This is a genomic window from Roseburia sp. AM16-25 (assembly GCF_003473825.1).
GTDB classification, from domain to species: domain Bacteria; phylum Bacillota; class Clostridia; order Lachnospirales; family Lachnospiraceae; genus Pararoseburia; species Pararoseburia lenta.
In genome coordinates this window covers 622,094-642,902 of the sequence record NZ_QUCW01000001.1, presented here as the reverse complement: position 1 = coordinate 642,902, position 20,809 = coordinate 622,094, and the positions used below count along the sequence as shown (strand labels likewise).

The 20,809-nt window shown below is 42.5% G+C and carries 23 protein-coding genes and 3 pseudogenes; 18 read left to right on the top strand and 8 right to left on the bottom strand.

Annotation, left to right across the window (positions count from 1 at the left end; all coding sequences use genetic code 11):
• Nucleotides 1-62 precede the first annotated feature (62 nt).
• Nucleotides 63-395, bottom strand: a complete 333-nt coding sequence (locus DW183_RS03145; protein WP_118280593.1) for a winged helix-turn-helix transcriptional regulator — start codon at nucleotides 393-395, stop codon at nucleotides 63-65.
• A gap of 224 nt (nucleotides 396-619) precedes the next feature.
• Between DW183_RS03145 and DW183_RS03140 the strand changes: the two genes are divergently transcribed.
• From DW183_RS03140 to DW183_RS03130, 3 genes are all read left to right on the top strand, one after another.
• Nucleotides 620-1,015, top strand: a complete 396-nt coding sequence (locus DW183_RS03140; protein ID WP_118280707.1) for a pyridoxamine 5'-phosphate oxidase family protein — start codon at nucleotides 620-622, stop codon at nucleotides 1,013-1,015.
• A gap of 33 nt (nucleotides 1,016-1,048) precedes the next feature.
• The gene (locus DW183_RS03135; RefSeq protein ID WP_118280592.1) at nucleotides 1,049-1,822 is read left to right on the top strand and encodes a protein-ADP-ribose hydrolase; all 774 of its coding nucleotides are present in this window, start codon (nucleotides 1,049-1,051) and stop codon (nucleotides 1,820-1,822) included.
• Nucleotides 1,823-1,887: 65 nt separating this feature from the next.
• Nucleotides 1,888-2,778, top strand: a complete 891-nt coding sequence (locus tag DW183_RS03130) for an SIR2 family NAD-dependent protein deacylase (protein ID WP_118280591.1) — start codon at nucleotides 1,888-1,890, stop codon at nucleotides 2,776-2,778.
• A gap of 8 nt (nucleotides 2,779-2,786) precedes the next feature.
• Here the strand turns inward: DW183_RS03130 and DW183_RS12405 are convergent, their stop codons facing one another.
• Both DW183_RS12405 and DW183_RS03120 read right to left on the bottom strand, forming a co-directional pair.
• Nucleotides 2,787-4,070: a cytidylate kinase family protein gene (locus tag DW183_RS12405; protein WP_158573007.1), complete on the bottom strand. Its 1,284-nt coding sequence runs from the start codon at nucleotides 4,068-4,070 to the stop codon at nucleotides 2,787-2,789.
• Nucleotides 4,067-4,510: a MarR family winged helix-turn-helix transcriptional regulator gene (locus tag DW183_RS03120; RefSeq protein ID WP_118280590.1), complete on the bottom strand. Its 444-nt coding sequence runs from the start codon at nucleotides 4,508-4,510 to the stop codon at nucleotides 4,067-4,069. Before DW183_RS03120 ends, DW183_RS12405 begins: the two co-directional genes overlap by 4 nt.
• A gap of 145 nt (nucleotides 4,511-4,655) precedes the next feature.
• Here DW183_RS03120 and DW183_RS03115 point away from each other — a divergent pair, with 145 nt between their 5' ends.
• The 7 genes and pseudogenes from DW183_RS03115 to DW183_RS03085 all read left to right on the top strand — a co-directional run bounded on the left by DW183_RS03115 (nucleotide 4,656) and on the right by DW183_RS03085 (nucleotide 10,033).
• The gene (locus tag DW183_RS03115) at nucleotides 4,656-5,192 is read left to right on the top strand and encodes a GNAT family N-acetyltransferase (protein WP_118280589.1); all 537 of its coding nucleotides are present in this window, start codon (nucleotides 4,656-4,658) and stop codon (nucleotides 5,190-5,192) included.
• A 142-nt stretch (nucleotides 5,193-5,334) separates the two neighbouring features.
• A complete protein-coding gene (locus DW183_RS03110; protein WP_118280588.1) occupies nucleotides 5,335-5,982 on the top strand; it encodes an L-2-amino-thiazoline-4-carboxylic acid hydrolase in 648 nt (215 codons plus the stop codon).
• A gap of 114 nt (nucleotides 5,983-6,096) precedes the next feature.
• Complete coding sequence (locus DW183_RS03105) at nucleotides 6,097-6,741, top strand: DNA-3-methyladenine glycosylase family protein (RefSeq protein WP_118280587.1); 645 nt, start codon at nucleotides 6,097-6,099, stop codon at nucleotides 6,739-6,741.
• Nucleotides 6,742-6,836: 95 nt separating this feature from the next.
• On the top strand, nucleotides 6,837-7,307 hold the full coding sequence (locus tag DW183_RS03100; RefSeq protein ID WP_147403362.1) for a carotenoid 1,2-hydratase: 471 nt from the start codon (nucleotides 6,837-6,839) through the stop codon (nucleotides 7,305-7,307).
• 24 nt (nucleotides 7,308-7,331) lie between these two features.
• A pseudogene (locus DW183_RS03095) lies at nucleotides 7,332-7,487 on the top strand (ATPase); the annotation flags it as partial.
• A gap of 326 nt (nucleotides 7,488-7,813) precedes the next feature.
• Nucleotides 7,814-8,797, top strand: a complete 984-nt coding sequence (locus DW183_RS03090) for an alpha/beta hydrolase (protein WP_117801562.1) — start codon at nucleotides 7,814-7,816, stop codon at nucleotides 8,795-8,797.
• A 129-nt stretch (nucleotides 8,798-8,926) separates the two neighbouring features.
• On the top strand, nucleotides 8,927-10,033 hold the full coding sequence (locus DW183_RS03085) for a Fic family protein (protein WP_118280585.1): 1,107 nt from the start codon (nucleotides 8,927-8,929) through the stop codon (nucleotides 10,031-10,033).
• Between the two features lie 108 nt (nucleotides 10,034-10,141).
• On the opposite strand, the gene DW183_RS03080 is transcribed toward DW183_RS03085, so the two are convergent.
• Together DW183_RS03080 and DW183_RS03075 are read right to left on the bottom strand one after the other, a co-directional pair.
• Nucleotides 10,142-11,299: a sensor histidine kinase gene (locus DW183_RS03080; protein ID WP_118280584.1), complete on the bottom strand. Its 1,158-nt coding sequence runs from the start codon at nucleotides 11,297-11,299 to the stop codon at nucleotides 10,142-10,144.
• On the bottom strand, nucleotides 11,296-11,976 hold the full coding sequence (locus DW183_RS03075) for a response regulator transcription factor (protein WP_022024520.1): 681 nt from the start codon (nucleotides 11,974-11,976) through the stop codon (nucleotides 11,296-11,298). The genes DW183_RS03080 and DW183_RS03075 overlap by 4 nt, the downstream gene beginning before the upstream one ends.
• A gap of 93 nt (nucleotides 11,977-12,069) precedes the next feature.
• Between DW183_RS03075 and DW183_RS12620 the strand changes: the two genes are divergently transcribed.
• Genes DW183_RS12620 through DW183_RS03060 form a run of 3 tightly spaced genes read left to right on the top strand, consistent with a single transcriptional unit; the run spans nucleotide 12,070 to nucleotide 14,037 of the window.
• Nucleotides 12,070-12,213, top strand: a complete 144-nt coding sequence (locus tag DW183_RS12620; protein ID WP_009263530.1) for a CD1871A family CXXC motif-containing protein — start codon at nucleotides 12,070-12,072, stop codon at nucleotides 12,211-12,213.
• On the top strand, nucleotides 12,206-13,093 hold the full coding sequence (locus DW183_RS03065; RefSeq protein WP_118280583.1) for a 4Fe-4S binding protein: 888 nt from the start codon (nucleotides 12,206-12,208) through the stop codon (nucleotides 13,091-13,093). The genes DW183_RS12620 and DW183_RS03065 overlap by 8 nt, the downstream gene beginning before the upstream one ends.
• Nucleotides 13,094-13,134: 41 nt before the next feature.
• Nucleotides 13,135-14,037 (top strand): TlpA disulfide reductase family protein, encoded by a 903-nt coding sequence (locus DW183_RS03060; RefSeq protein WP_118280582.1) that lies wholly within the window; start codon nucleotides 13,135-13,137, stop codon nucleotides 14,035-14,037.
• Between the two features lie 55 nt (nucleotides 14,038-14,092).
• Here the strand turns inward: DW183_RS03060 and DW183_RS03055 are convergent.
• Nucleotides 14,093-14,236: pseudogene (locus DW183_RS03055) on the bottom strand (DUF6061 family protein); the annotation flags it as partial.
• Between the two features lie 289 nt (nucleotides 14,237-14,525).
• On the opposite strand from DW183_RS03055, the gene DW183_RS03045 reads away from it, so the two are divergent.
• Nucleotides 14,526-15,074, top strand: a complete 549-nt coding sequence (locus tag DW183_RS03045) for a hypothetical protein (protein WP_118280581.1) — start codon at nucleotides 14,526-14,528, stop codon at nucleotides 15,072-15,074.
• A 75-nt stretch (nucleotides 15,075-15,149) separates the two neighbouring features.
• On the opposite strand, the pseudogene DW183_RS12845 reads toward DW183_RS03045, so the two are convergent.
• Nucleotides 15,150-15,480, bottom strand: a pseudogene (locus DW183_RS12845) (Lrp/AsnC family transcriptional regulator).
• Between the two features lie 57 nt (nucleotides 15,481-15,537).
• On the opposite strand from DW183_RS12845, the gene DW183_RS03035 reads away from it, so the two are divergent.
• From DW183_RS03035 to DW183_RS03020, 4 genes are all read left to right on the top strand, one after another.
• Nucleotides 15,538-16,881: an MATE family efflux transporter gene (locus DW183_RS03035; RefSeq protein WP_118280580.1), complete on the top strand. Its 1,344-nt coding sequence runs from the start codon at nucleotides 15,538-15,540 to the stop codon at nucleotides 16,879-16,881.
• A gap of 370 nt (nucleotides 16,882-17,251) precedes the next feature.
• On the top strand, nucleotides 17,252-18,646 hold the full coding sequence (mgtE, locus tag DW183_RS03030; protein ID WP_186854214.1) for a magnesium transporter: 1,395 nt from the start codon (nucleotides 17,252-17,254) through the stop codon (nucleotides 18,644-18,646).
• 13 nt (nucleotides 18,647-18,659) lie between these two features.
• Nucleotides 18,660-19,502: an NAD(+) diphosphatase gene (gene nudC / locus DW183_RS03025; protein ID WP_118280578.1), complete on the top strand. Its 843-nt coding sequence runs from the start codon at nucleotides 18,660-18,662 to the stop codon at nucleotides 19,500-19,502.
• Nucleotide 19,503: 1 nt separating this feature from the next.
• Nucleotides 19,504-19,959, top strand: a complete 456-nt coding sequence (locus DW183_RS03020; protein WP_118280577.1) for a GNAT family N-acetyltransferase — start codon at nucleotides 19,504-19,506, stop codon at nucleotides 19,957-19,959.
• Nucleotides 19,960-20,025: 66 nt separating this feature from the next.
• On the opposite strand, the gene DW183_RS03015 is transcribed toward DW183_RS03020, so the two are convergent.
• Nucleotides 20,026-20,691, bottom strand: a complete 666-nt coding sequence (locus tag DW183_RS03015; protein ID WP_118280576.1) for a class I SAM-dependent methyltransferase — start codon at nucleotides 20,689-20,691, stop codon at nucleotides 20,026-20,028.
• Nucleotides 20,692-20,809 lie beyond the last annotated feature (118 nt).

Sequence of the window (20,809 nt, the reverse complement as noted above, 5' to 3'; positions counted from 1 at the left end):
AAAGGAGCATTTCCGTAGAGATATGGGAATGCTCCTTTTTTGTATATAAGAAAATAGGTGGTTTATTCCCGTAAAAAGGACTCCTTGTAGGCGGTGCCCCATTCTGCCATTGCCGTGATGATGGGGCGCATGGATTCGCCCAGATCGCTGAGGGCATATTCTACACGGGGCGGAACCTCTGCATAGACGGTGCGGGTGATGATACCGTCTTCCTCCATGGATCTGAGGGAATCAGTCAGGACTTTCTGGCTGATGCCCTCCAGATCCCTTTTTAATTCATTGAAACGCCAAGGGCGTGACATGAGGTTTCGGATGATCAGTATCTTCCATTTACTTCCGATCAGTTGCAGTGTTGTTGCGACCGGGCAAGCCGGTAATTCTTCTTTGGTCAGCATAAAATCTCCCTTTCTCCTTACAGGATCACAACAGTTCAAATTAGAATGCTACATTAGAAATAAATCTTATATCAAATTATAGTATGCCCTTAGGATCTGCGCAATAGTTACCTTTTGGTAACTAAGTAATAGATTTGTGCGTACTTTTTTTCTGCCTTTTTCCATCATAAAATCATAAGCAGGAACAGGAAATGTTCAAAAAAAGAAAAATGGAGGAAGATTTCATGGAAAAAGTAGTAGAATTTTTACAGGAAAATCCTGTACAGTATTTAGCAACCGTAGGTCGTGATGGAAAGGCAAAGTGCCGTCCTTTTATGTTTGCGGGTCAGATGGATGGCAAACTTTGGTTCTGCACCAACAACACAAAGGATGTCTACAAGGATCTGCAGGAAAATCCGCAGATTGAGATCTCCGTATCCAGCCCAACTTATGTATGGATCCGTCTGCATGGAAAAGCAGTTTTTGAGGACAACATGCAGGCAAAAGAAATGTGCATCGCCAATCCTATTGTCAAGAGCCAGTATAAGACCGCGGATAACCCAATTTTTGAAGTATTTTATTTGGAAGATGCGCATGGTGTGATCGCGGACTTTTCAGGAAATCCACCATATGAATTTTAAAACAGTGATGAGATAAACAGGAGGAGCAGCCATATGAACCAGAGTGAGCGACGTATGTATTTGATCAAAGAATTGTTAAAAGAACAGCCGGGCTATAGAGATATGGAGATCCCGGCAAATGCTGATGCACAAAGACGTTTGCTGCGTTCGCTTATGAATGTGCGTATGGCGGCGCCTGTGGATGATGGATTTTTGCAGATCCAGGATGCATATCTCCAGGAGGAGAACCGGAAAAAGGGTTTTGTGACTCTGGCGGATATGGAAGAATTGCAGGAAGATCTCTATCTTTGGCGGGGAGACATCACAAGACTTGCCGTGGGTGCAATCGTCAATGCGGCAAACAGCGGCATGACAGGCTGTTACCAACCCTGCCATAACTGCATTGATAATTGTATCCACACCTATGCGGGGATGCAGCTACGATCCTTTTGTAGTGAAATGATGGAAGAACAAGGCTATGCTGAACCGACCGGGCAGGCGAAGATCACACCTGCGTATAATCTGCCCTGCCAATACGTGATCCATACAGTTGGACCGATCGTGCAGGGAAAACTGACGCAGAAAGACCAGGATCTCTTGCGCTCCTGCTACCAGTCCTGTCTGGATCTGGCAGAGGAAAAGGGAATTGAAAGTATCGCCTTTTGTTGTATTTCGACCGGTGTTTTTTGTTTTCCGAATGCGCGTGCGGCAGAGATCGCTGTTGAGACTGTGAAAGAGCATAAGGCGCAGACCGGATCGGATATTAAGGTGGTTTTTAACGTCTTTAAAGAGGAAGACGAAGGGATCTATCGGAGATTATTAGGTTAGGATGAGCAAAATCGCGGATAGGGCATGAGAACAGCAAGCAGAAAAAGAAGTATGGAGCACAGAAGATGAGAGAGCAAGCGGACAAAATAGAACTTATCAGACAAAAAATTGAGGATGCAGATGCCATTGTGATCGGTGCCGGTGCGGGACTTTCCACGGCGGCAGGCTTTACTTACAGTGGCGATCGCTTTGAAAAGTATTTTTCAGATTTTGGGAGCGCGTATGGCTTTTCCGACATGTATTCCGGTGGCTTTTATGATTATGCCACGCTTGAGGAGTATTGGGCGTATTGGAGCCGCTATATTTATATCAACCGTTATCAGGATGTGGAGAATGGCACATATCGGAATTTGTATGCGCTGGTAAAGGATAAGGACTACTTCGTGCTGACGACCAATGTGGATCATCAGTTCCAAAAGGCGGGATTTGCAAAGGAAAGACTCTTTTATACCCAGGGCGACTATGGACTTTTTCAGTGCGGCAGACCCTGTCATGCTAAGACATATGATAATGAAAAAACTGTGCGGGATATGGTTCTGGCGCAGGGGTATGCCATTGCGGAGGATGGGGCTTTGTATCTGCCGGAGGGCGTAATGCCTAAGATGAGCGTTCCCGCTGAACTTGTTCCGCGCTGTCCTAAGTGCGGCAGACCTATGAGCATGAACCTGCGCGCAGACAATACCTTTGTGGAAGATGCGGGCTGGAAAGCGGCGTCCGCATCTTATGTGCGCTTTATGGAAGAGCATATGCGAAAAAAGATCGTCTTTTTGGAACTCGGCGTAGGTTATAATACGCCAGGTATCATCAAGTATAATTTCTGGCAATATGCGGCAAACTGGCAGAATGCCTTTTATATCTGTATCAATCAGGGGCAGGCATACCTGCCGGAAGATATCGAGGACAAAGGGCTGGCGGTCAATGCGGATATTATGCAAATACTTGAGGGGCTATTATGATGCTACAATCATAGTCCCATTTTTTTCTGGAAAAGATCGCCGATGATCTGGGCAGTTTCTGCCACACCAAAATCGTCGGATTTGATACAAAGATCGTAATTCTTTACATTGCCCCAATCTGTCTTGGTAAAGTGTCTGCAGTGGATGGTACGCTCATGGTTGACCTTTTTCACCTTTGCAGCGGCAGATTGCGGAGAAATATTGTCACGTGCTGAGACTCTGGCAGCCTCGGCATCCAGATCTGCACTGATGAAAACATGGTAGGCTGTCGGCATATCTTTTAATATGTAGTTTGCTAAACGACCTACGATGATGCAGGAACCCTTCTGGGAAAGTTCGTGGATCAGAGCAGATTCTTTTGCAAAAAGTTGGTCGACCATTGGCAGGTCAGTCTGCTCTAAAGGTCCGGCATACCAGGCAAAGAAATCATGCAGAAGCGGGTTTTTCAAAGTCTGTTCATTCTGCTCTATATATTCCGGTGAGAAACCACTTTTTTCTGCGGCAAGGCGGATCAGTTCGGAATCATAGTAATGAAAACCGAAACGCTCAGCCAGAAGTTTTCCGATCTCACGTCCGCCACTACCAAATTCACGGGAAATGGTGATGACATAACTGGAGGAAGTTTCTTCTGAGACAGCAGTCTCATCCTCTTTTCCAAGTAACTTATCGCGCTGCTTGCCAAATGCCCGGTTGAGGATACCGACCAGCGTGCCGACTAAGACAGCGGCAATAATGGTACCGGCACCAACACTTCCCAGTGTGTGCAATAAACTAAGACAGGTGACGGCTGAGATCAGGACCATGGTACAGTCAAAGCCGATCTTAACCTTGGAAAATTCAACATGGGTTACAGAGGATACCGCCTGCATACAGCCTTCTCCGGCGAGTGGGATCAGGTTTGCCGGCAGGTATAAAAAGATACCCAGTGCGACAAACACCGTGCTGGCAAGTACCATGACGATACGGATGCCCAGATTTTCCGGCGTTGGCAGGAAGGATACCAGATAGTTACAAAACGTCGTGAAGTAACCGAATACGACACCGATCAGAACCTGTAACCACTGAACGGGTTTGAAATTTTTTCGCAATAAGAGGATCTGGATCAGAACCAGTACGATATGGAAAAGGATGGTTGCCTTGCCCATCTCAATGCCCCAGACGCAGGTCATGGTGTAAGGGATGGAACTGACGGGTGATACACCCAGATTTGATTTTACGGAAAGCGCAATGCCGATGGTCATTACGAAAAGTCCGATAAAATACATAGGGATTCTAGTTTTTAAATGTTTCATTTATTTGTGCCTTCTTTCTTATAAGTAGTTACCATGTTGTCATATACGCGACTGAGCAAGTCCTGTAATTGTTGCTTTTCTGCCGGGGTAAAGCCCTCTAAAGCCTGGGATTCGATCCGGGCAAATTCCAGATTGAGACGGTCAGCATACTTTTTTCCGCTTTCCGTGAGATAGACATGGAGAGAGCGGCGATTGCTGTCGGCAGTCTTTCGTTTGATATAACCTTTGTTTTCCATGCCATTTAAGATGGCGGTCAAAGACGCCGGCTCAATGTGGCAGAATATGGCGATTTCTTTTTGGATTGCCCCATCATGGCGGAGCAGATAATCGAGAACTTTTGGTTGTCCTGAGGTCAATCCGGTATCTTTGACACTGGAGATCAGGGCTTTTTGTATCATCAGATGATCAGACATCAAAAGATAATGGAATGTTTCCTGCATGATTGCCTCCTTAGTTAGATTTCTAATTGTTAGAAACCTAACTAAATATATACGAAGGAAGGGAGATTGTCAAATGAAATGGAAAAAACATTGGAAATATAGTAATATGGGGAAAAGAAATTTTCCAAAAGTGTAAGGGGTAAAAATGCTGGAGACAGAAAGATTATTATTGCGAAAATGGACAGAGGCAGACGCGGACAGTTTATATACATATGCAAAAGATCCGGAGGTGGGTCCGGTTGCGGGATGGCCGCCACATAAAAACGTGGAGGAAAGCAAAGAGGTGATCCGAAATGTCTTTAACGGACCGGAGTGCTACGCGATCTGTGAAAAGGAAAACAACATTGCGATCGGGGCTGTCGAACTGAAACTGAAGGGACATACAGACATGACAGACCGGGACGATGAATGTGAACTGGGATACTGGCTGGGACAAAAATTCTGGGGCAGGGGTTATATGCCGGAAGCCGCAAGAGAACTTTTGCGCCATGGATTTGAAGATCTTGGAATGAAAAAGATCTGGTGTGGCTATTATGACGGCAACGATAAGTCCAAACGTGTGCAGGAAAAATTGGGCTTTGTTTATCATCATACCTGCGAGGATGTGCCGGTGCCTCTTTTACATGAGGTTCGCATTGGGCATACAAATCTAATGACAAAAGAGCATTGGGATGCTTTGTGATTTGGGGTTTAGAAATGAAGAAAGTCGTTATTTTTGGAGCAACAGGACATACCGCAAAATATATATGATTACTATGGTGGAAATGACATTTCGCATTACCCGTAAAAAATAGCGAAAAATGTATTTTAGGAAGGGTTGACCTATGATGGCGTACACGGATAAATATTGGAAATTATTGATCCCTCTTATGAAAAAGGAACTCAATAAGCGATATGGGAAGGAATATACGAAAGCGCTGATAGCAAAGGCGGATGGTGTATATCGGGATATGCTGGATCGTGTAGATGATGTGGGCGAGGACAATCCTATGGCATCCAATATCTATGAATGTCTGGTCGTTTTGGCGATCTGGAAGGCTGCCGATGGGAAAATATCCGTCAGTGATCTGCGGGAAATGTGTATGGCTATTCTGTCTATGCCTGTGCTGAAAATAGTAGGTTTATTTGTGAATGGAAATAAGGAAAGCGGTGTCAGAAAGTTCCGTAAGATGATAGAAAAAGATGCGGCATGGCTGGACGAGCACCCGGAATACAAGGATGTTTCCTGGGATTTCCATATTGATGATACAAAGCATCAAGAGGGATTTTACTATCATTTCACGCAATGTCCGCTCAATAATTTTGCTAGGAAAGAAGGCTATCTGGAGGTTTTGCCGGTCATGTGTGATGTGGATTTCCTCACAGCGAAACTCATGCACTTTACATTACATAGAGAGCATACGTTGGCAGGCGGAGGGGAAGTCTGCGATTACTGGTATGTGGGAGACGATTCAAGAAATACAAAGTCTTAAAGCAGAGAATAAAAGAAATGCAATGAGGGTGACTGGGGAAAGCAGTATGCTGTTTGTAAGTTGGTAGGATGTCGGTGTGGAAAGAAAGTACAACAAAAAGCACGGAGGTGGGATATGTATTTTGCATATGGAGAAAATGAAATTTCATATCTCAAAAGTAAGGATGAAAAACTTGCGGAAGTGATTGAGAAGATTGGTATGATCGAAAGAGAAACGGATACAGACCTGTTTTCTTCGGTCATTCATCATATTATCGGGCAGCAGATATCCACAAAAGCACAGGCAACCATCTGGCAGCGGATGCAGCAAGGTCTGGGAGAAGTAAATGCGGAAACGATTCTGGCGACGGATATTTCCAAATTGCAGTCTTATGGCATGACCTTCCGAAAAGCGGAGTATATCACGGATTTTGCAGAAAAAGTTCATAATGGGACTTGCAATCTGGATGCAGTCTGGCAAATGTCGGATGAGGAGGCTATCCGGGAATTGAGCGGTTTAAAAGGTATTGGCGTCTGGACCGCGGAGATGATCTTGCTCTTTTGTATGCAGCGTCCAGATATTTTTAGTTATGATGATCTTGCGATCCAGCGTGGATTGCGGATGGTCTACCATCATCGTAAGATTGACCGCAAATTATTTGAGAAATATCGTCGGCGTTTTAGTCCCTATTGCAGCGTTGCAAGCCTGTATTTGTGGGCGGTGTCAGGTGGGGCGATTCCAGAGATGAAGGATTATAAACCGAAAACAAGCAAAAAGTGAAAGTAATATTTGTAGGATAAGAAGTAAATCAGAGTTTGATGGTAAAATGATAGCACGCTCTGTGCACCAGTTTTCTGTTTGGTGTATTCTATGTCTTGATAACTTACCGACCTGGAACTTCGTATTTTCAATTCGGTACTCCCGACAAATACTATACCTGGCTTTGTGTTGTTCCGAGGGGCAAAGTAAGCGGAACGGTTACTGTTGAGGGCAAAACAAAAAGTATTACCGGAATGGGCTATCATGACCATCAGTGGGGCAGCATTAATTTTCATAAATATTGGAATCATCGGATATGGGCAAGACAAAGCTATGATGACTGCTCGCTTCTTTTGTTTGATTTCTTTACAAACGAGGAATACGGCACAAAAAGATTCCCGATTATTTTCATTCAGGATAATAACGGAAATTTCATTTTTGAAAGTCACAATAATGTTGAGTGTAAAGTTGAAAAACAATATACCGACAAGGCAAGTGGAAAGCAGTATCCGTCAATCCTTGATTACACGTTCAAACAGGATGATACTTTTGTGGATACTCGCTACCTGAAAATGAATATTTTTTAAAAAGTGGGAATAGGAGATGGCGCCATGCAACTTATCGTAAGAAAAAAGTATTTAGAAGAGTTGATCGAATTGTATGGAACACCAGACATAAAAGTTATCACGGGTATCAGACGAAGCGGTAAATCAGTCTTGCTGCAAGAGTTTGTTGCCTACTTGCAGTCATTAGAGGAGCCACTAAATGATGATCATTGCAAGAACACATCATGAAACTTATGACTATCAGGGGGTGCAAGTCGTTGATATTTGCAGATGGTTACGAGAGTAGTACGATTGTGGCGGGAGTTAGGGGTATAAATCGGAATTTGTCAAAGAAACTTGATGACAATTAAGTGATAGTATTGCAGAAATGACAATCTGAAATTGAGGAGATAAATAAGTATGAATACAAAACAGAAACAAATTTTAGCATGGGTTCTCCTTAGTTGTGGAGTTATTATCGCCGGTGTAATACTTGGTGGTATTACCGGAAAACTTGTTTTAGACCACATCATATAAGGAGAAATGTCATGTTCAGTACAAATAAAAATCGTAAAATAGGTATGTTGATATTTCTGTTTGTTGTATCCTTTATTGTGGGTATGCTCATCAACATTCAACGTCTTGGGTCTTTACCGATGAAGCTTATCCAAGTTGAATGGAATGATACAGTAGGATGTGTGTATGAAAATCTTGATTATGAAAATCCGAGCGACCACAAATATGATTTATATGTGCCGAAAAATCTTGATACGCCAGAGTCAAAATGCCTGATTCTTTATATACACGGAGGAAGTTTTAATTCCGGGAGCAAAGAAGATGGCGATGCGTGGTGCAAATATTATACGTCAAAAGGATACGTAACAGCAACGGTTGATTATACATTGCAATCAAAGAAGGGAAAAAGTGAAGAAGAATTACTCAACGCCAGTCTTGAGTTAATGAATGAAGAAATTCTAAGCTGTGTTGCCGCAATCAAGGAGCAGGCATCGCAGCTTGGAATTGATTTAACACAAATGGCTACCTGTGGGGTGTCAGCAGGTGGAACACTTGCGATGAACTATGCATATAAAAATGCTGACATTTCTGCAATCCCAGTAAAGTTTGTCTTTCAACTCGCAGGTCCTGCTTCATTTGAGCCATCCGATTGGAGTTTGCTGAAATCGATAGACCATATAACCACAGATGCGGATTTTGCAACCATGATGACAGGGGTTAGAATTACAGATGAAATGATGGCATCAAAAGAGTATCTTCCGTATATTTACTCTGTTTCGCCTACATATTTGGTGGATGCAAACTCGGTGCCGACCTTGATGGGGTATGGACTAATCGACCATTGTGTGCCGACTCAACTTAAATACCCTTTAATAGATGCATTGAAAGAGAATGGTGTGCCATACGATTATGTTGAATTTCCAAAATCGAACCATGGAATGTATAATGATATTGATAAATTGCAGGAGTTTATCAATCTATCACTTGAATACTGTGATAAGTATTTTGATAAATAAGATAAAGACAAATTCCAGTTTGTATATGAGATTTACAGATAGTGAAAAATAGTGTAAAAATAGTGAAATAATAATGGAAAAAAGTTTTTCTTTTGAATATAATAATATTGAAAAGGAGGACTTTTTTTCATGATTAAGGTAACTTTAACGAACGAAATATTAAAGTATATTACGGAAATCGAGCAAAACCGATATAAAGTATCTTCGATCAAGCTGTCCCAAACCGTTATGAATAAGCTGCGTAAGAACTCAAAGAAAAAAAGTACTTATGCTTCAAATAAGATAGAAGGCAATCCTTTATCAGAAAAACAGGTGGATGAGGTGATTGAGAATGATGAAAGAAAGCATTATTTGAAACCGGAGCAGGAAGTCCGGAATTACTTTCTCGCATTGAATTTTCTGGAACAAAAGATAACTAGAAAAGAGAAATTCTCTAAAAAACTTATTTTAGATGTACAGAAATTGGTAGAAAAAGGGGCATCCAAGGAAAAAATCGGTCTTAGAGGACCTATGCCGCCGGGAGTGTTATTTGCCGTATATGACTCTAAGACAGGACGGCCGGATTATATTCCCCCGGAATATTGTGATATTCCAGATCTGTTGGACGAATTGGTAACGTATGTAAATACGACAGACGATCATCCACTAATCGTAGCTGCAGTGGTACATTACCAATTAGTAACCATACATCCTTTTGAAGACGGCAATGGCAGAACCGCAAGATTGCTTTCCGGTTACATTATGGATTTAAACGGATACGGATTTAACGGAATCGGGTCGTTGGAAGAATATTTTGCCTATGATATCGATGAATATTACGAAGCCATCCAGATGGGACTTCCTGCATTATATTATTCCGGAAGAGATAATCCGCCCCATCCGGAAATCTGGATCAACTATTTTCTGAGGATGGTAAAGTTATACTCTGGAAAGGTTTGTGATCTGCAGATGGCTTCCAATGAGGAAGATGTTGCTGCAAGTTTATCGTTCCTAAAAGGAAAGGAAAAGGAACTTTTGAGGCTTTTGATCATGGATTATAAAGGGGAATTTACACCGATTGAAGTCAGCAGGAAACTGTCAGTCACGAACAAAACAATTATTAACAGATTAACTGTTTTGGTGAAAAATGGTTTTGTAGTTCCCATACTGGTCAACCAGAGGATCCGATCTTATGAATTAAGCAAATTTACCAGAGACAATGAAGAAGAAATCATGAAAGCTATTTTTTGCAACTGAAATAAATCGGAATTTGTGGAGAGATTTCCTGAACTTTCCTTCTGCCATTCATATGTTGTCGTGAACATAGGTGGAAAAATATTAGTTGTAAATGGGGCAAATGGAACGCTACATTGAATGCTGTGCAAAAGTCACCTCGAAAATCGTTCCCCCAGTCTTGCCTGATTTGATACAAATACTGCCATCATGTACTCTAACGATTTCACGGACAAAAGCAAGACCTAGCCCTACGCCACCCAGCTCCCGGCTTCTGGATTTATCCACACGGAAGAATGGTTCGAACACTCTCTCCATAAGCTCCTTTGGTATTCCGCTTCCCGTATCTTCTACAGACAGACAAACATGCTTGTTTCTCTGATATGCGGTTACTGTAACCTGTCCGAGCGGATGATTATATTTGATGGCATTCTCAACCAGATTGTATACAAGCCTGTAAATAAGGATATCACTGCCTATCATAGTGGCATCCTCACATTTTCCAATCAGTTTTATATTCTTTTCCACGGCAAGAGGCTCAAGGTCTGCCAAAACCTCTTCAACAATGGCATCCAATATAATTTTATCATCCCTTCCCACCGTCTGAAGCTCACTCATGTCAAGAAGAGTCTTTACCATCCTGTTTAATTTATCATTTTGTTCCGTAACCATTTTTATGGTCTGCAAAGTGTCTGCATCATTTCCCGGGTGAGAGGCAGAATTATATGAATCAAGCTGTACCTGCATTAACGCTAATGGAGTACGCAACTCATGTGCTGCATTTGCAGTAAACTGTCTCTGTATCTCAAATGCTTCCGATAGACGCTCAAGCATCTTATTATAAGAAATACCCAACTGGTTCAGTTCCTTAACATTGTTTTCCTCTATTCTTGAATCAGACAGATTCTGAGCCTGTACCTCTTCAATTTTATCTGAAAACTCCCTGATTGGTCTGAGTGCATGCCCGCTTATAAAATAAGTGACGACACCTCCCAAAAGCGCCAGCAAAACCGTGATTATCAGACTGTTTCTTTTATAGTCGGCCTTATTATTGTACACCTGAAACGAAAATTCATCCGCAAACTCATCCCACTTATCGTCCGGTATGCTGATAAATATTTCATCTGATTTGTTTCCTTTTTCATCCCCCTGTGACTCTACCACATCCTGCAGAGAATCAATGTAATGCACACCATTTTTATAGACAAACATAGTCAGGCAGCCACATATAATAGCGATACACAATGTAGTAATGCACGTAAGTCTCCACTGTAGCGACATTCTTTTCATCTGTCAGACTCCTCCCGTATTTTATAGCCTTCACCTACCTTGTTCTGAATGGGATCATATCCCAGCTTCGCCTTAAGCTTTTTTCTAAGTGAAGACATATGTACCCTGATTGCTCCGCTAAAGCTGTCTGCCGTGGCATCCCACACATGCTCTATCAGCTCCTCCTGACTCACCGGCCTGCCTATATTGATAAGTAAATATTCCAAAATACCATTCTCTTTTCTTGTCAGTGGAACCGGCTCTTCCTTTGCATATGCCTCGCGTTTAATCGTATCAAACTTTATTTCTCCGCATTTAAGACATATATCATTCTGTACAAATTTCCTTCTTGTCAGGCTTCTGATACGTGCCTCAAGCTCCTGCAGATGGAATGGTTTTTCCATGTAATCATTTGCTCCTGCATCCAGTCCCTCTACCTTATCAGCAATCTGACCTCTTGCAGATAATATCAAAACCTTAGTTTCATCATTGTATTTTCTAAGCTCCTTAAGAAGCTCCATGCCATCCATCCCCGGCAGATTCAAATCCAAAACTATCAGATCATAATTCTCCGACAGTATACATTCAAGAGCCTCTTTCCCATCATAACAGGTATCCACCTCATAACCGGCAGCATACAGACTCTTTGCAACCATATCACATATTTGTTTCTCATCCTCAACAATTAATAATCTCAAAATGTTCTCCTGCTTCTTAACAATAATTTTACAACCTATATTGTATAATACCAAAATCAGCTGGTCAACAATACGACAAAAAGGAGCAACATTATGTTGAAATACCAAAAAACATGTCAAATCATTCTGCTTATCCTTGGTGTATCCATGATAAGCTATGGTGCAGTCAGAGGTGAGGCGGCTACAGTGCTTGGTAAAGCAATAAAACTATGTCTGGAGTGTGTCGGAATTGGATAAGGAAAAGAAATTACTATCAAGAAAACTGGCAAAAATACGTGGCTGGATACAGGCCGTAGCAACGCTGCTGACCAATATTCATATTCCAAATTTATTTCAGGGTAAAATATATCAGGGCAATGCAAAAACCGTATGCGTACCCGGATTAAACTGCTACTCCTGCCCGGCCGCGACAGGAGCCTGTCCAATAGGGGCATTTCAGGCAGTTGTCGGATCATCCAAATTTAAGTTTTCATACTACATAACCGGATTTTTTATTTTACTCGGTGTAACTCTCGGCAGATTTATATGTGGTTTTTTGTGCCCATTTGGATGGTTTCAGGATTTACTTCATAAAATCCCCGGGAAGAAATTATCCACAGCCAAACTAAAGCCTCTTAGGTACCTAAAATATGTCATTCTTATTGTTTTCGTTATACTTCTTCCGATGCTTGTAACGAACTCTATAGGAATGGGAGACCCGTTCTTCTGCAAATATATCTGTCCTCAGGGTGTTTTAGAGGGTGCTATACCGTTATCTATTGGAAATGCTGCTATCCGTTCTGCGCTGGGAAAGCTTTTTTCTTTCAAGTGTATGATTTTAATTGCAGTGATTGTACTAAGTATCTTATTTTACAGGCCCTTCTGTAAATGGATTTGTCCGCTTGGAGCAATCTACTCATTATTTAATAAGGTCAGCCTGCTCAAAATCACCGTTGATAGCAGTAAATGTGTCGGATGCGGTCAATGCTCAAAGGCATGTAAGATGGATGTGGATGTGTGTAAGACACCGGATCACCCCGAGTGCATACGCTGCGGTGCCTGCATAAAGGCCTGTCCGAAGGACGCCATCTGCTACCGGTTTATGGGAAAATCATGTCAAAAAAATGACAACAGATAACTATTAAACATTTTACTATTATTTTAAAGGAGAAATTACTCATGAAAAACAAATTATCATTTATTTCTATTTTTACACTCTGCATAGCATTATCACTTACAGCATGTGGCGTAAAGCAAGCTTCCACAACAGATTCTAAGAACACTCAGACTGAAGCCGGCTCAGAAGCATCCGGCAAATCAGATTCCAAGCTTGATGATTTATATCAGCAGGAAAATCAACTTTTTGCAGATCACGCTGATGTGTGGAACAAGGTATTTGGCATGATGAACAAAAGTGATGCCGACCCAAACGGAAATTATGCTGATTATCTTGCCGGTACCGTAGAATCAAACAAGAATTCATTCACAGACGATGAGCTTAAAACACTTAATGAGGATATTGAAACCATACGAAAAATCGAGGAACAGATAGCAGAGCTTGAAAACAAAAATACATCATCAGACGATAACAAGAAGGACAGCTCTAAAGCCTCATCTGTATTCAGGGATTTTTCCGGTGAGGATTTTGATGGCAATAAGGTTGATGACAGCCTGTTTTCCGGTAATGCAGTAACAGTCGTCAATTTCTGGTTTACCGGCTGCAAACCATGTGTCGCTGAATTATCCAAGCTTAACGAATTAAATGATGCTATCAAATCAATGGGCGGAGAAGTTGTCGGCATCAACACTGAGACCTTCGATGGCAATAAAAAAGCTATCAAAGAGGCTGCCTCTGTTCTTGAAAGCCAGGGTGTCAAATATCGTAATCTGTCAATTGACTCCTCTAGTGCTGCCGGTAAATATGCCTCAGAAATCATGGCCTTTCCAACAACTATACTTGTTGACAGAAATGGCAATATTGTAGGCGAACCAATGCTCGGCGGAATTGATAACAAGGACAACTATGATGCCCTTATGAAGCAGATTCAGTCTGTAATTGATGCAGACAGCACAAATAAATAGAGGTCTACATATAAAAAGCTCCTGTGCATTGCACAGAGAGCTTTTTTGAACATTACTATAATGTCAAGGAATCTTCTGCATCTACCCACATCTGTAAATTCCCATCAAGATACATTCTCGCATATTCTAGTGGTTCATCAATGGCAAGTGTGTTTAATGCACAATCTGATCCAGGTGTGGTTCTCAAATTCTTTTCTGCAAATATTGTTCTCATCGTATCTTATCTCCTTATCGTTCAATCAATTATTTGCTACAAAAATCAGAAGTATTTCAATCAGTTCACCATGTCACTTTTATTTTGTGTTATACTGTTTTATAGATTTTTCTTGGTCTCCGCTGCCGCTTCGGTCGGCACAGAGCAGATGTCCACCGGACATCTTGTGCCCTTGTATTTTCCCTTATCAGAGTTCGTAAACACTGGTGGGACGATATAACACAAGGGAAACAATAAGGGAAAGTTCAATCGGTATTTATGGAGGTAAAATAAAATGATGAAACTTGATAATTTTATTGGTATGATGACGGGACATTTTGATAATAAAGAGCAGTTTAGTATGATGCAGGCAACAGGAAAAATATATCCTTATGCTGAGCATGTAAATACAGTCTGCAATGACAAAATAAATAATATTCCTCAAGATTTCAATGGAAAATTTATTGTTGAAGAAAGTTACTATGAGACAAATGGTAACCGTCATGCATCACCGCACCTTTTCCTTATTACAGAAAATGAAGATGGAATTTTACTTTCCTCCTATAAGATTCCGGAAGGAGAAGACAAAAATACATTTTCATATGATTCTATGAAAAATGTTGATTATAGTGAACTGAAAAAATCTAAAAAGTTTAAGCCGGCACTTTATCATGAAAATGATGGCATCTGGGAGGGAGGTAGCACAAGTCAGTTTTCACCAGTAATGACATTTAAGCTTTGGGAAAAGTTTTCTGATAGTTGTTTGGAAGTATCTGAAATTATGGAAGTTAATGGAAAGCGGACTTTTGGATACGATGATCCCATTATTTACAAACGTGTATAAGTTAAGGCGGAATTTCAGCATTAACGTATGAGTTGATTAAGTATTTGCAGCTAAATATGTGTCTTGTTCTGACTTCTATAGCCGTAATCCTTTAATATCTTTAATACGTGATAAGATCGTATTGCAGCTGCAGCTGGTCTCTTCCTGTGACACGGTAAATCTGCGTGACGGTATCATTGTTATGTAATATATCTGTCACCTGCGACAGATGGTCTGGTTTTGTCTCGATTTCAAAATAGCATGAAACAGCACCGCTGATCTTTTGAGGGTTTATTATAGTTGTATATTCTTCAATTATGCCTTTTTTCTCCAGAGCCTGAATTCGGGCTTTTACTGCCACTCTGGAAATACCGGTTTCTTTACCGATATCAGAGTAAGAAATACGTGCATTTTGAAAACATAGAATAAATTCTGATGAAGGAAAGAATAAGTGAAATTATAAAGGCTGTGGAGGAATATGATAATGTCAAAAGATGAATATCTGATCACAGATATGCCTCTCAAAGCGTTGACGGTTTTTGCAATGCCAATGATTTTGGGCAGTTTTTTTCAGCAAATATACAATATGGCTGACTCTATCATCGTCGGCCAATTTGTTGGCTCCTCTGCACTTGCAGCTGTCGGGGCCTGTGCAGCGCTGACCAATGTTTTCATTTGTGTGGCACTGGGGGCAGGTGTCGGAGCCGGTGTGCTCGTGAGCCGTTATTTCGGTGCCAGGGAGTATGGAAAAATGAAGACCATCGTGTCAACGTCCTTGTTTAGCTTTTTAATTCTAAGCATAGTTCTTGGTGTTTTTGGCTTTTGTTTTTCACACTCGATGATGAGGGCATTACAAACCCCTGGCGATATACTGAATGAGGCAGTGTTATATCTACGGGTTTATTTTGTGGGCTTTCCGTTCCTGTTTATGTATAACATTCTTTCCAACATGTTTACTTCCATTGGTGAATCAAAAATTCCACTGGGACTTCTGGTATTCTCGTCAATCTTAAATATTTTTATGGATCTTTGGATGGTGGCCGGACTTGGTCTCGGTGTGTTTGGTGCAGCCCTTGCAACTCTTATAGCACAGGGGATTTCGGCGGTGTTTTCACTATTCCTTTTCCTTAGCCGGATGCATCGATATAAAAGTCGCTTTGATTGGTTCGACAGGCGGGAGCTACATTCCATGCTTCAAATTGCTGTACCTTCGGTTCTTCAGCAGTCTACCGTGTCCATCGGTATGATGATCGTACAGGCTGTCGTAAATCCTTTCGGTACACAGGCACTTGCGGGGTATGCGGCGACGATGCGGGTAGAGAATGTTTTTTCATTGATTTTTGTATCCATTGGCAATGCGGTTTCCCCATATGTTTCCCAGAATCTTGGCGCAAAGAAAATGGATCGGATCAAAAAAGGATATCACGCTGCACTGGTGTTAGATGTATGTTTTGCAGTTCTTGCTTTTATAGTCATTGAAACATTGCATACGCAGATTTCCTCGCTATTCCTTGGTAAAGATGGAACTGCCCTGGCTTATCAGGTGTCTGAGGGTTATATGAGATGGCTCGGTTACTTCTTCATCTTTATGGGAATCAAAATGGCAACCGATGGGGTTCTTCGTGGTCTTGGAATCATGCGCCCGTTCCTTATTGCAAATATGGTGAACCTGGCAATCCGCTTGTCGGTTGCTTTGATTTGTGCACCTCGTTTTGGTATTGTATTTGTCTGGCTTGCTGTACCAGCAGGTTGGTTTGCAAATTTTTTGATATCCTATGTGGCTCTTCGGAGAGCATGGCCAAATGATAAAGAAGTGCAATCCCGATAGCCTAAAGTAATTTAAAATCGGAACTTGGAGGAGATTCTTATTTATGAAAAAAGGAATAAACAAATCAATCTTATTCATCTAAAGGAAAAATAACTTGAACTGGGTCCGGGATGGTGCTATAATCAGCGCGGAAAAGTTTATGAGTTAAAGGAGGCGAAACATATGGACAGTTGTGATAGTCGAAGTTCAAGTACATATAATGATGGATCTGGACTTACACGCTATTTCAAATGTCTGTAGGTGCGCCATTTTTGAAATACAAGATAAGCCTTGATCCATCGTCAGAACGAAATCACAACTTTAGTTTGTGTAACGTCTGAGTTACGATGGATTTTTTATGCCCTTTTTTAGGGGAAGAAGGAGGCTTATGATGAGAAAAGAAGTATTAAAAGAACCAACTTTTGAAAAAGAGATTGCCGTTATGATCCGGGTATCCAAGTCTATGGATGAAATGCGGGAACAACTCAGGGCTTATCATGATAATGATATAGCGCAGAGTCTGAAATACCTAAACCGCGCAGAGCGCAATCTTTTATACAGCGGGCTGGATGCCAAGTGGCTGGCAGAGATCATGTCCTATGTGGATGATCCGGCACCTTATATCGAGGAGATCGGCATAGACAAACTGGCGGAGATCATCAATGAGATGGAGGCGGATGATGCCGTTGATCTCTGGGAAGACATTGACGAGAGCGTAAAGGTCAAACTCCGTCCTATGCTGGATGATGAGAAGACAATGGATATCCTTCTCATCAATTCCTATGATGAGGATGAGATCGGAAGCCTGATCACGACCAATTATATCCGCATCAAACAAAATCTCAGTATCCGTCAGGCTATGCACGAATTGGTGCAGCAGGCAGGGGAAAATGATAATATCACGACCCTTTATGTGGTAGATGACCGGGGGCGTTTCTGTGGTGCGATCGACCTCAAAGACCTTATCGTTGCGCGGGAAAACGTGGCGCTGGATTCACTGATCAGTTATGCTTATCCCTATCTGCTGGACCATGAAAAGATCTCCGATAGTATCGAAAAGATCAAAGATTATGCGGAGGATTCCCTGCCGGTCTTAAATAAGGATAAGAAGATCATTGGTATCATCACGGCGCAGGATGTAGTCGAGGCTGTGGATGACGAGTTGGGCGAGGACTATGCAAAACTGGCTGGTCTGTCCGCAGAGGAAGACTTAAACGAGAGCACCAAAGAGAGTATTAAAAAACGTCTGCCATGGTTGATCATCCTTTTGTTTCTTGGTATGGGTGTATCCACAGTTGTCGGAGCCTTTGAGGGTGTCGTCGCCGTCCTGCCGGTCGTGATCTGCTTTCAGTCCCTGATCCTTGACATGGCGGGAAATGTCGGCACGCAGTCGCTTGCGGTTACGATTCGTGTCCTGATGGATGAACAGTTGAGCGGCAAAGATAAGATCCGCCTGATCGGCAAGGAAATGAAAGTTGGATTCTGCAATGGGTCTTTGCTGGGGATCATGGCTCTGGTTTGTCTGGGAATTTACATCAGCCTGTTTAAAGGCTATCCGTTTGCGATGGCAATGCTCATTTCCGGCTGTGTTGGTATCGCACTGATCGTAGCGATCGTGATTTCCAGTCTGGTGGGAACGCTGGTGCCGATCCTTTTTCACAAGATCAAAGTGGATCCGGCAGTGGCATCCGGTCCGCTCATCACGACGGTCAATGACCTGGTGGCAGTAGTGACTTACTATGGTTTGGCATGGCTTTTGCTCTTGCAGGTATTTAAAATAGCATAAGATCGGAGAATTTATGATACAGGATATTTACCCACATCAATTAAACAACCATTATGATCCGGGCGTACAGACGAAAAAGGAAGATACGCTGCTTTGCATTGTAAATGGCAGGATCTTAGTGGAGGAGACTTGTTTTGAGGAAAACGAGTTGCGGTTTCCAAGAGTCAAGGATCTGGCAGACGAGTATGTTGCTGACATTCGCTATCTCTTTGCCATAGATGATAGCAGGTATTTTCTGTGCGACCATCTTTTGGAGCAAAAAGACATACCGGAGGGCTATGCCTATGTGGATGAAAAGAGTCTGCGAAAAGAGGGCATAGGACCGGACGAGGCACTTTTTGCAGCAGTGACCGGCAAGCATCTGGCAGACTGGTATCGGGACACGAAATTTTGTGGAAGATGCGGGCATGAGATGCAACATTCCAAAACGGAGAGAGCCATGGTCTGTCCTGCCTGCCACTACACCGCCTATCCGCGCATTATGCCGGCGGTGATCGTTGGGGTGACCAATGGAGACAAATTGCTCATTACCCGCTACCGAACCGGCTTTCGCTACAATGCCCTGATCGCGGGCTTTACGGAGATCGGCGAGACCATGGAGGAAACCGTGCAAAGAGAAGTGATGGAAGAAGCAGGCATCCGGGTCAAAAATATCCGCTACTATAAGTCGCAGCCGTGGGGAACCGCCAATGATATCCTGCTTGGCTTTTACTGTGATGTGGACGGAGACGACAGAATCACCATGGATCCTGAGGAATTAAAGTACGCCGAGTGGGTGCAAAGAGAGGACATTGTCTTGCAGCCGGGCGAGTTCAGCCTGACTAATGAAATGATGAAGAGGTTTAAGGAGAATTAACATGAATGATACACTGGAAATCCGTGAAGCACGGGCGGATGAGATCGCTCTGGTGCAGGAACTGATCCGGGAGATGGCAAAATATGAAAAGCGCCCGGAAGATATGACGGGGACACAGGAATCCTTGTCTTACTGGCTTTTTGAGCGAAAGATCGCGACGATCCTGCTCTTGGAATATGAGAAAAAGGTCATCGGCTATGCCATCTATTATCCGGTCTTTGGATCCTTTGCTGCCTGTGGCGGCATACATTTAGAAGATCTTTATATCAAGGCAGAATACCGTAAGCATGGATTTGGCAGATACTTTTTTGATGCGGTCGCAAAGAGAGCAAAGGCGGAGGGCTATAGCAGGATGGAGTGGTCCTGTCTGGATTGGAATACGCCATCGCTCGCTTTTTATGAGAAACTGGGGGCAGCCTATGATAGCGGAAGAAAGTATTTAGAACTGCCTTTGTGATTTTTCCATCTTTTTGAGTTCCGGTAACACGGTACAGAGCATGGTGATAAAGCCCGCGGTTCCTAGTTATGGTTCCGTTTCAAAGTCAATGCGTTTCATTTTGCGTGCGACTAAGTGAGCGCGGAAGCCTTTTTGTTTTTCCATGGTAAGAACCGTAAAACCGGCGTTTTCAGCCATAGCGGTAAATTCGGTAGCCTTGAGGATTTTCACATCGCCATGTCCGCACAGATTTGCCAAAGGCATTTCGATATGGTTCATGAGCCAGACCACAAAATCAGAGGAAGTATAGTCCCGCAAGATCAGGCGACCGCCCCTGCGCAGGACGCGGTAGGCGCTGCTGAAAAAGTTCTGCGGGTTCGGGTAATGATGGAAGCTATTGGAGCAGATGATCGCATCAAAAGTTCCTTCATCAAAAGGCAGATTTTCACTGTCGCCGACCAGAAACTCCGTGTTGGAGAGATTTTTTGCCTGTGCGACATGGATCATCTCAGGCGTAAGATCCAGTCCGACATAGTGTTTGTCCGGGTATTTGTCATGGAGCAGTTCGAGCATGGGACCGGTGCCGCAACCGCAATCGAGGACATCTGTAAATGCCTCCTTTTCCAGTTCTGCCAGGATCGGAGGATAATCATCCTTGCACATTTCATAAATACCGGCGTGTCCGCTGTCATAGACTTTGGCTGCCTCAGTAAATTCTTTGATGGAAAGTTTCTTATATTCTTCCGGTGTCATCAGACCATCTCCTTATGCATTCTTTTGGTTAGTCATTACTAACTAAAAGTAGCATAGTTTTTCCCAAATGTCAAAAAATGCTTATATTATATAGGAAATATCTGCCGGATGGAGTCCA

Coding starts and splice junctions, on each gene's coding strand:
- DW183_RS03145 (WP_118280593.1), bottom strand. CDS start 395: ATGCTGACCAAAGAAGAATTACCGGCTTGCCCGGTCGCAACAACACTG.
- DW183_RS03140 (WP_118280707.1), top strand. CDS start 620: ATGGAAAAAGTAGTAGAATTTTTACAGGAAAATCCTGTACAGTATTTA.
- DW183_RS03135 (WP_118280592.1), top strand. CDS start 1,049: ATGAACCAGAGTGAGCGACGTATGTATTTGATCAAAGAATTGTTAAAA.
- DW183_RS03130 (WP_118280591.1), top strand. CDS start 1,888: ATGAGAGAGCAAGCGGACAAAATAGAACTTATCAGACAAAAAATTGAG.
- DW183_RS12405 (WP_158573007.1), bottom strand. CDS start 4,070: ATGAAACATTTAAAAACTAGAATCCCTATGTATTTTATCGGACTTTTC.
- DW183_RS03120 (WP_118280590.1), bottom strand. CDS start 4,510: ATGCAGGAAACATTCCATTATCTTTTGATGTCTGATCATCTGATGATA.
- DW183_RS03115 (WP_118280589.1), top strand. CDS start 4,656: ATGCTGGAGACAGAAAGATTATTATTGCGAAAATGGACAGAGGCAGAC.
- DW183_RS03110 (WP_118280588.1), top strand. CDS start 5,335: ATGATGGCGTACACGGATAAATATTGGAAATTATTGATCCCTCTTATG.
- DW183_RS03105 (WP_118280587.1), top strand. CDS start 6,097: ATGTATTTTGCATATGGAGAAAATGAAATTTCATATCTCAAAAGTAAG.
- DW183_RS03090 (WP_117801562.1), top strand. CDS start 7,814: ATGTTCAGTACAAATAAAAATCGTAAAATAGGTATGTTGATATTTCTG.
- DW183_RS03085 (WP_118280585.1), top strand. CDS start 8,927: ATGATTAAGGTAACTTTAACGAACGAAATATTAAAGTATATTACGGAA.
- DW183_RS03080 (WP_118280584.1), bottom strand. CDS start 11,299: ATGAAAAGAATGTCGCTACAGTGGAGACTTACGTGCATTACTACATTG.
- DW183_RS12620 (WP_009263530.1), top strand. CDS start 12,070: ATGTTGAAATACCAAAAAACATGTCAAATCATTCTGCTTATCCTTGGT.
- DW183_RS03060 (WP_118280582.1), top strand. CDS start 13,135: ATGAAAAACAAATTATCATTTATTTCTATTTTTACACTCTGCATAGCA.
- DW183_RS03045 (WP_118280581.1), top strand. CDS start 14,526: ATGATGAAACTTGATAATTTTATTGGTATGATGACGGGACATTTTGAT.
- DW183_RS03035 (WP_118280580.1), top strand. CDS start 15,538: ATGTCAAAAGATGAATATCTGATCACAGATATGCCTCTCAAAGCGTTG.
- mgtE (WP_186854214.1), top strand. CDS start 17,252: ATGAGAAAAGAAGTATTAAAAGAACCAACTTTTGAAAAAGAGATTGCC.
- nudC (WP_118280578.1), top strand. CDS start 18,660: ATGATACAGGATATTTACCCACATCAATTAAACAACCATTATGATCCG.
- DW183_RS03020 (WP_118280577.1), top strand. CDS start 19,504: ATGAATGATACACTGGAAATCCGTGAAGCACGGGCGGATGAGATCGCT.
- DW183_RS03015 (WP_118280576.1), bottom strand. CDS start 20,691: ATGACACCGGAAGAATATAAGAAACTTTCCATCAAAGAATTTACTGAG.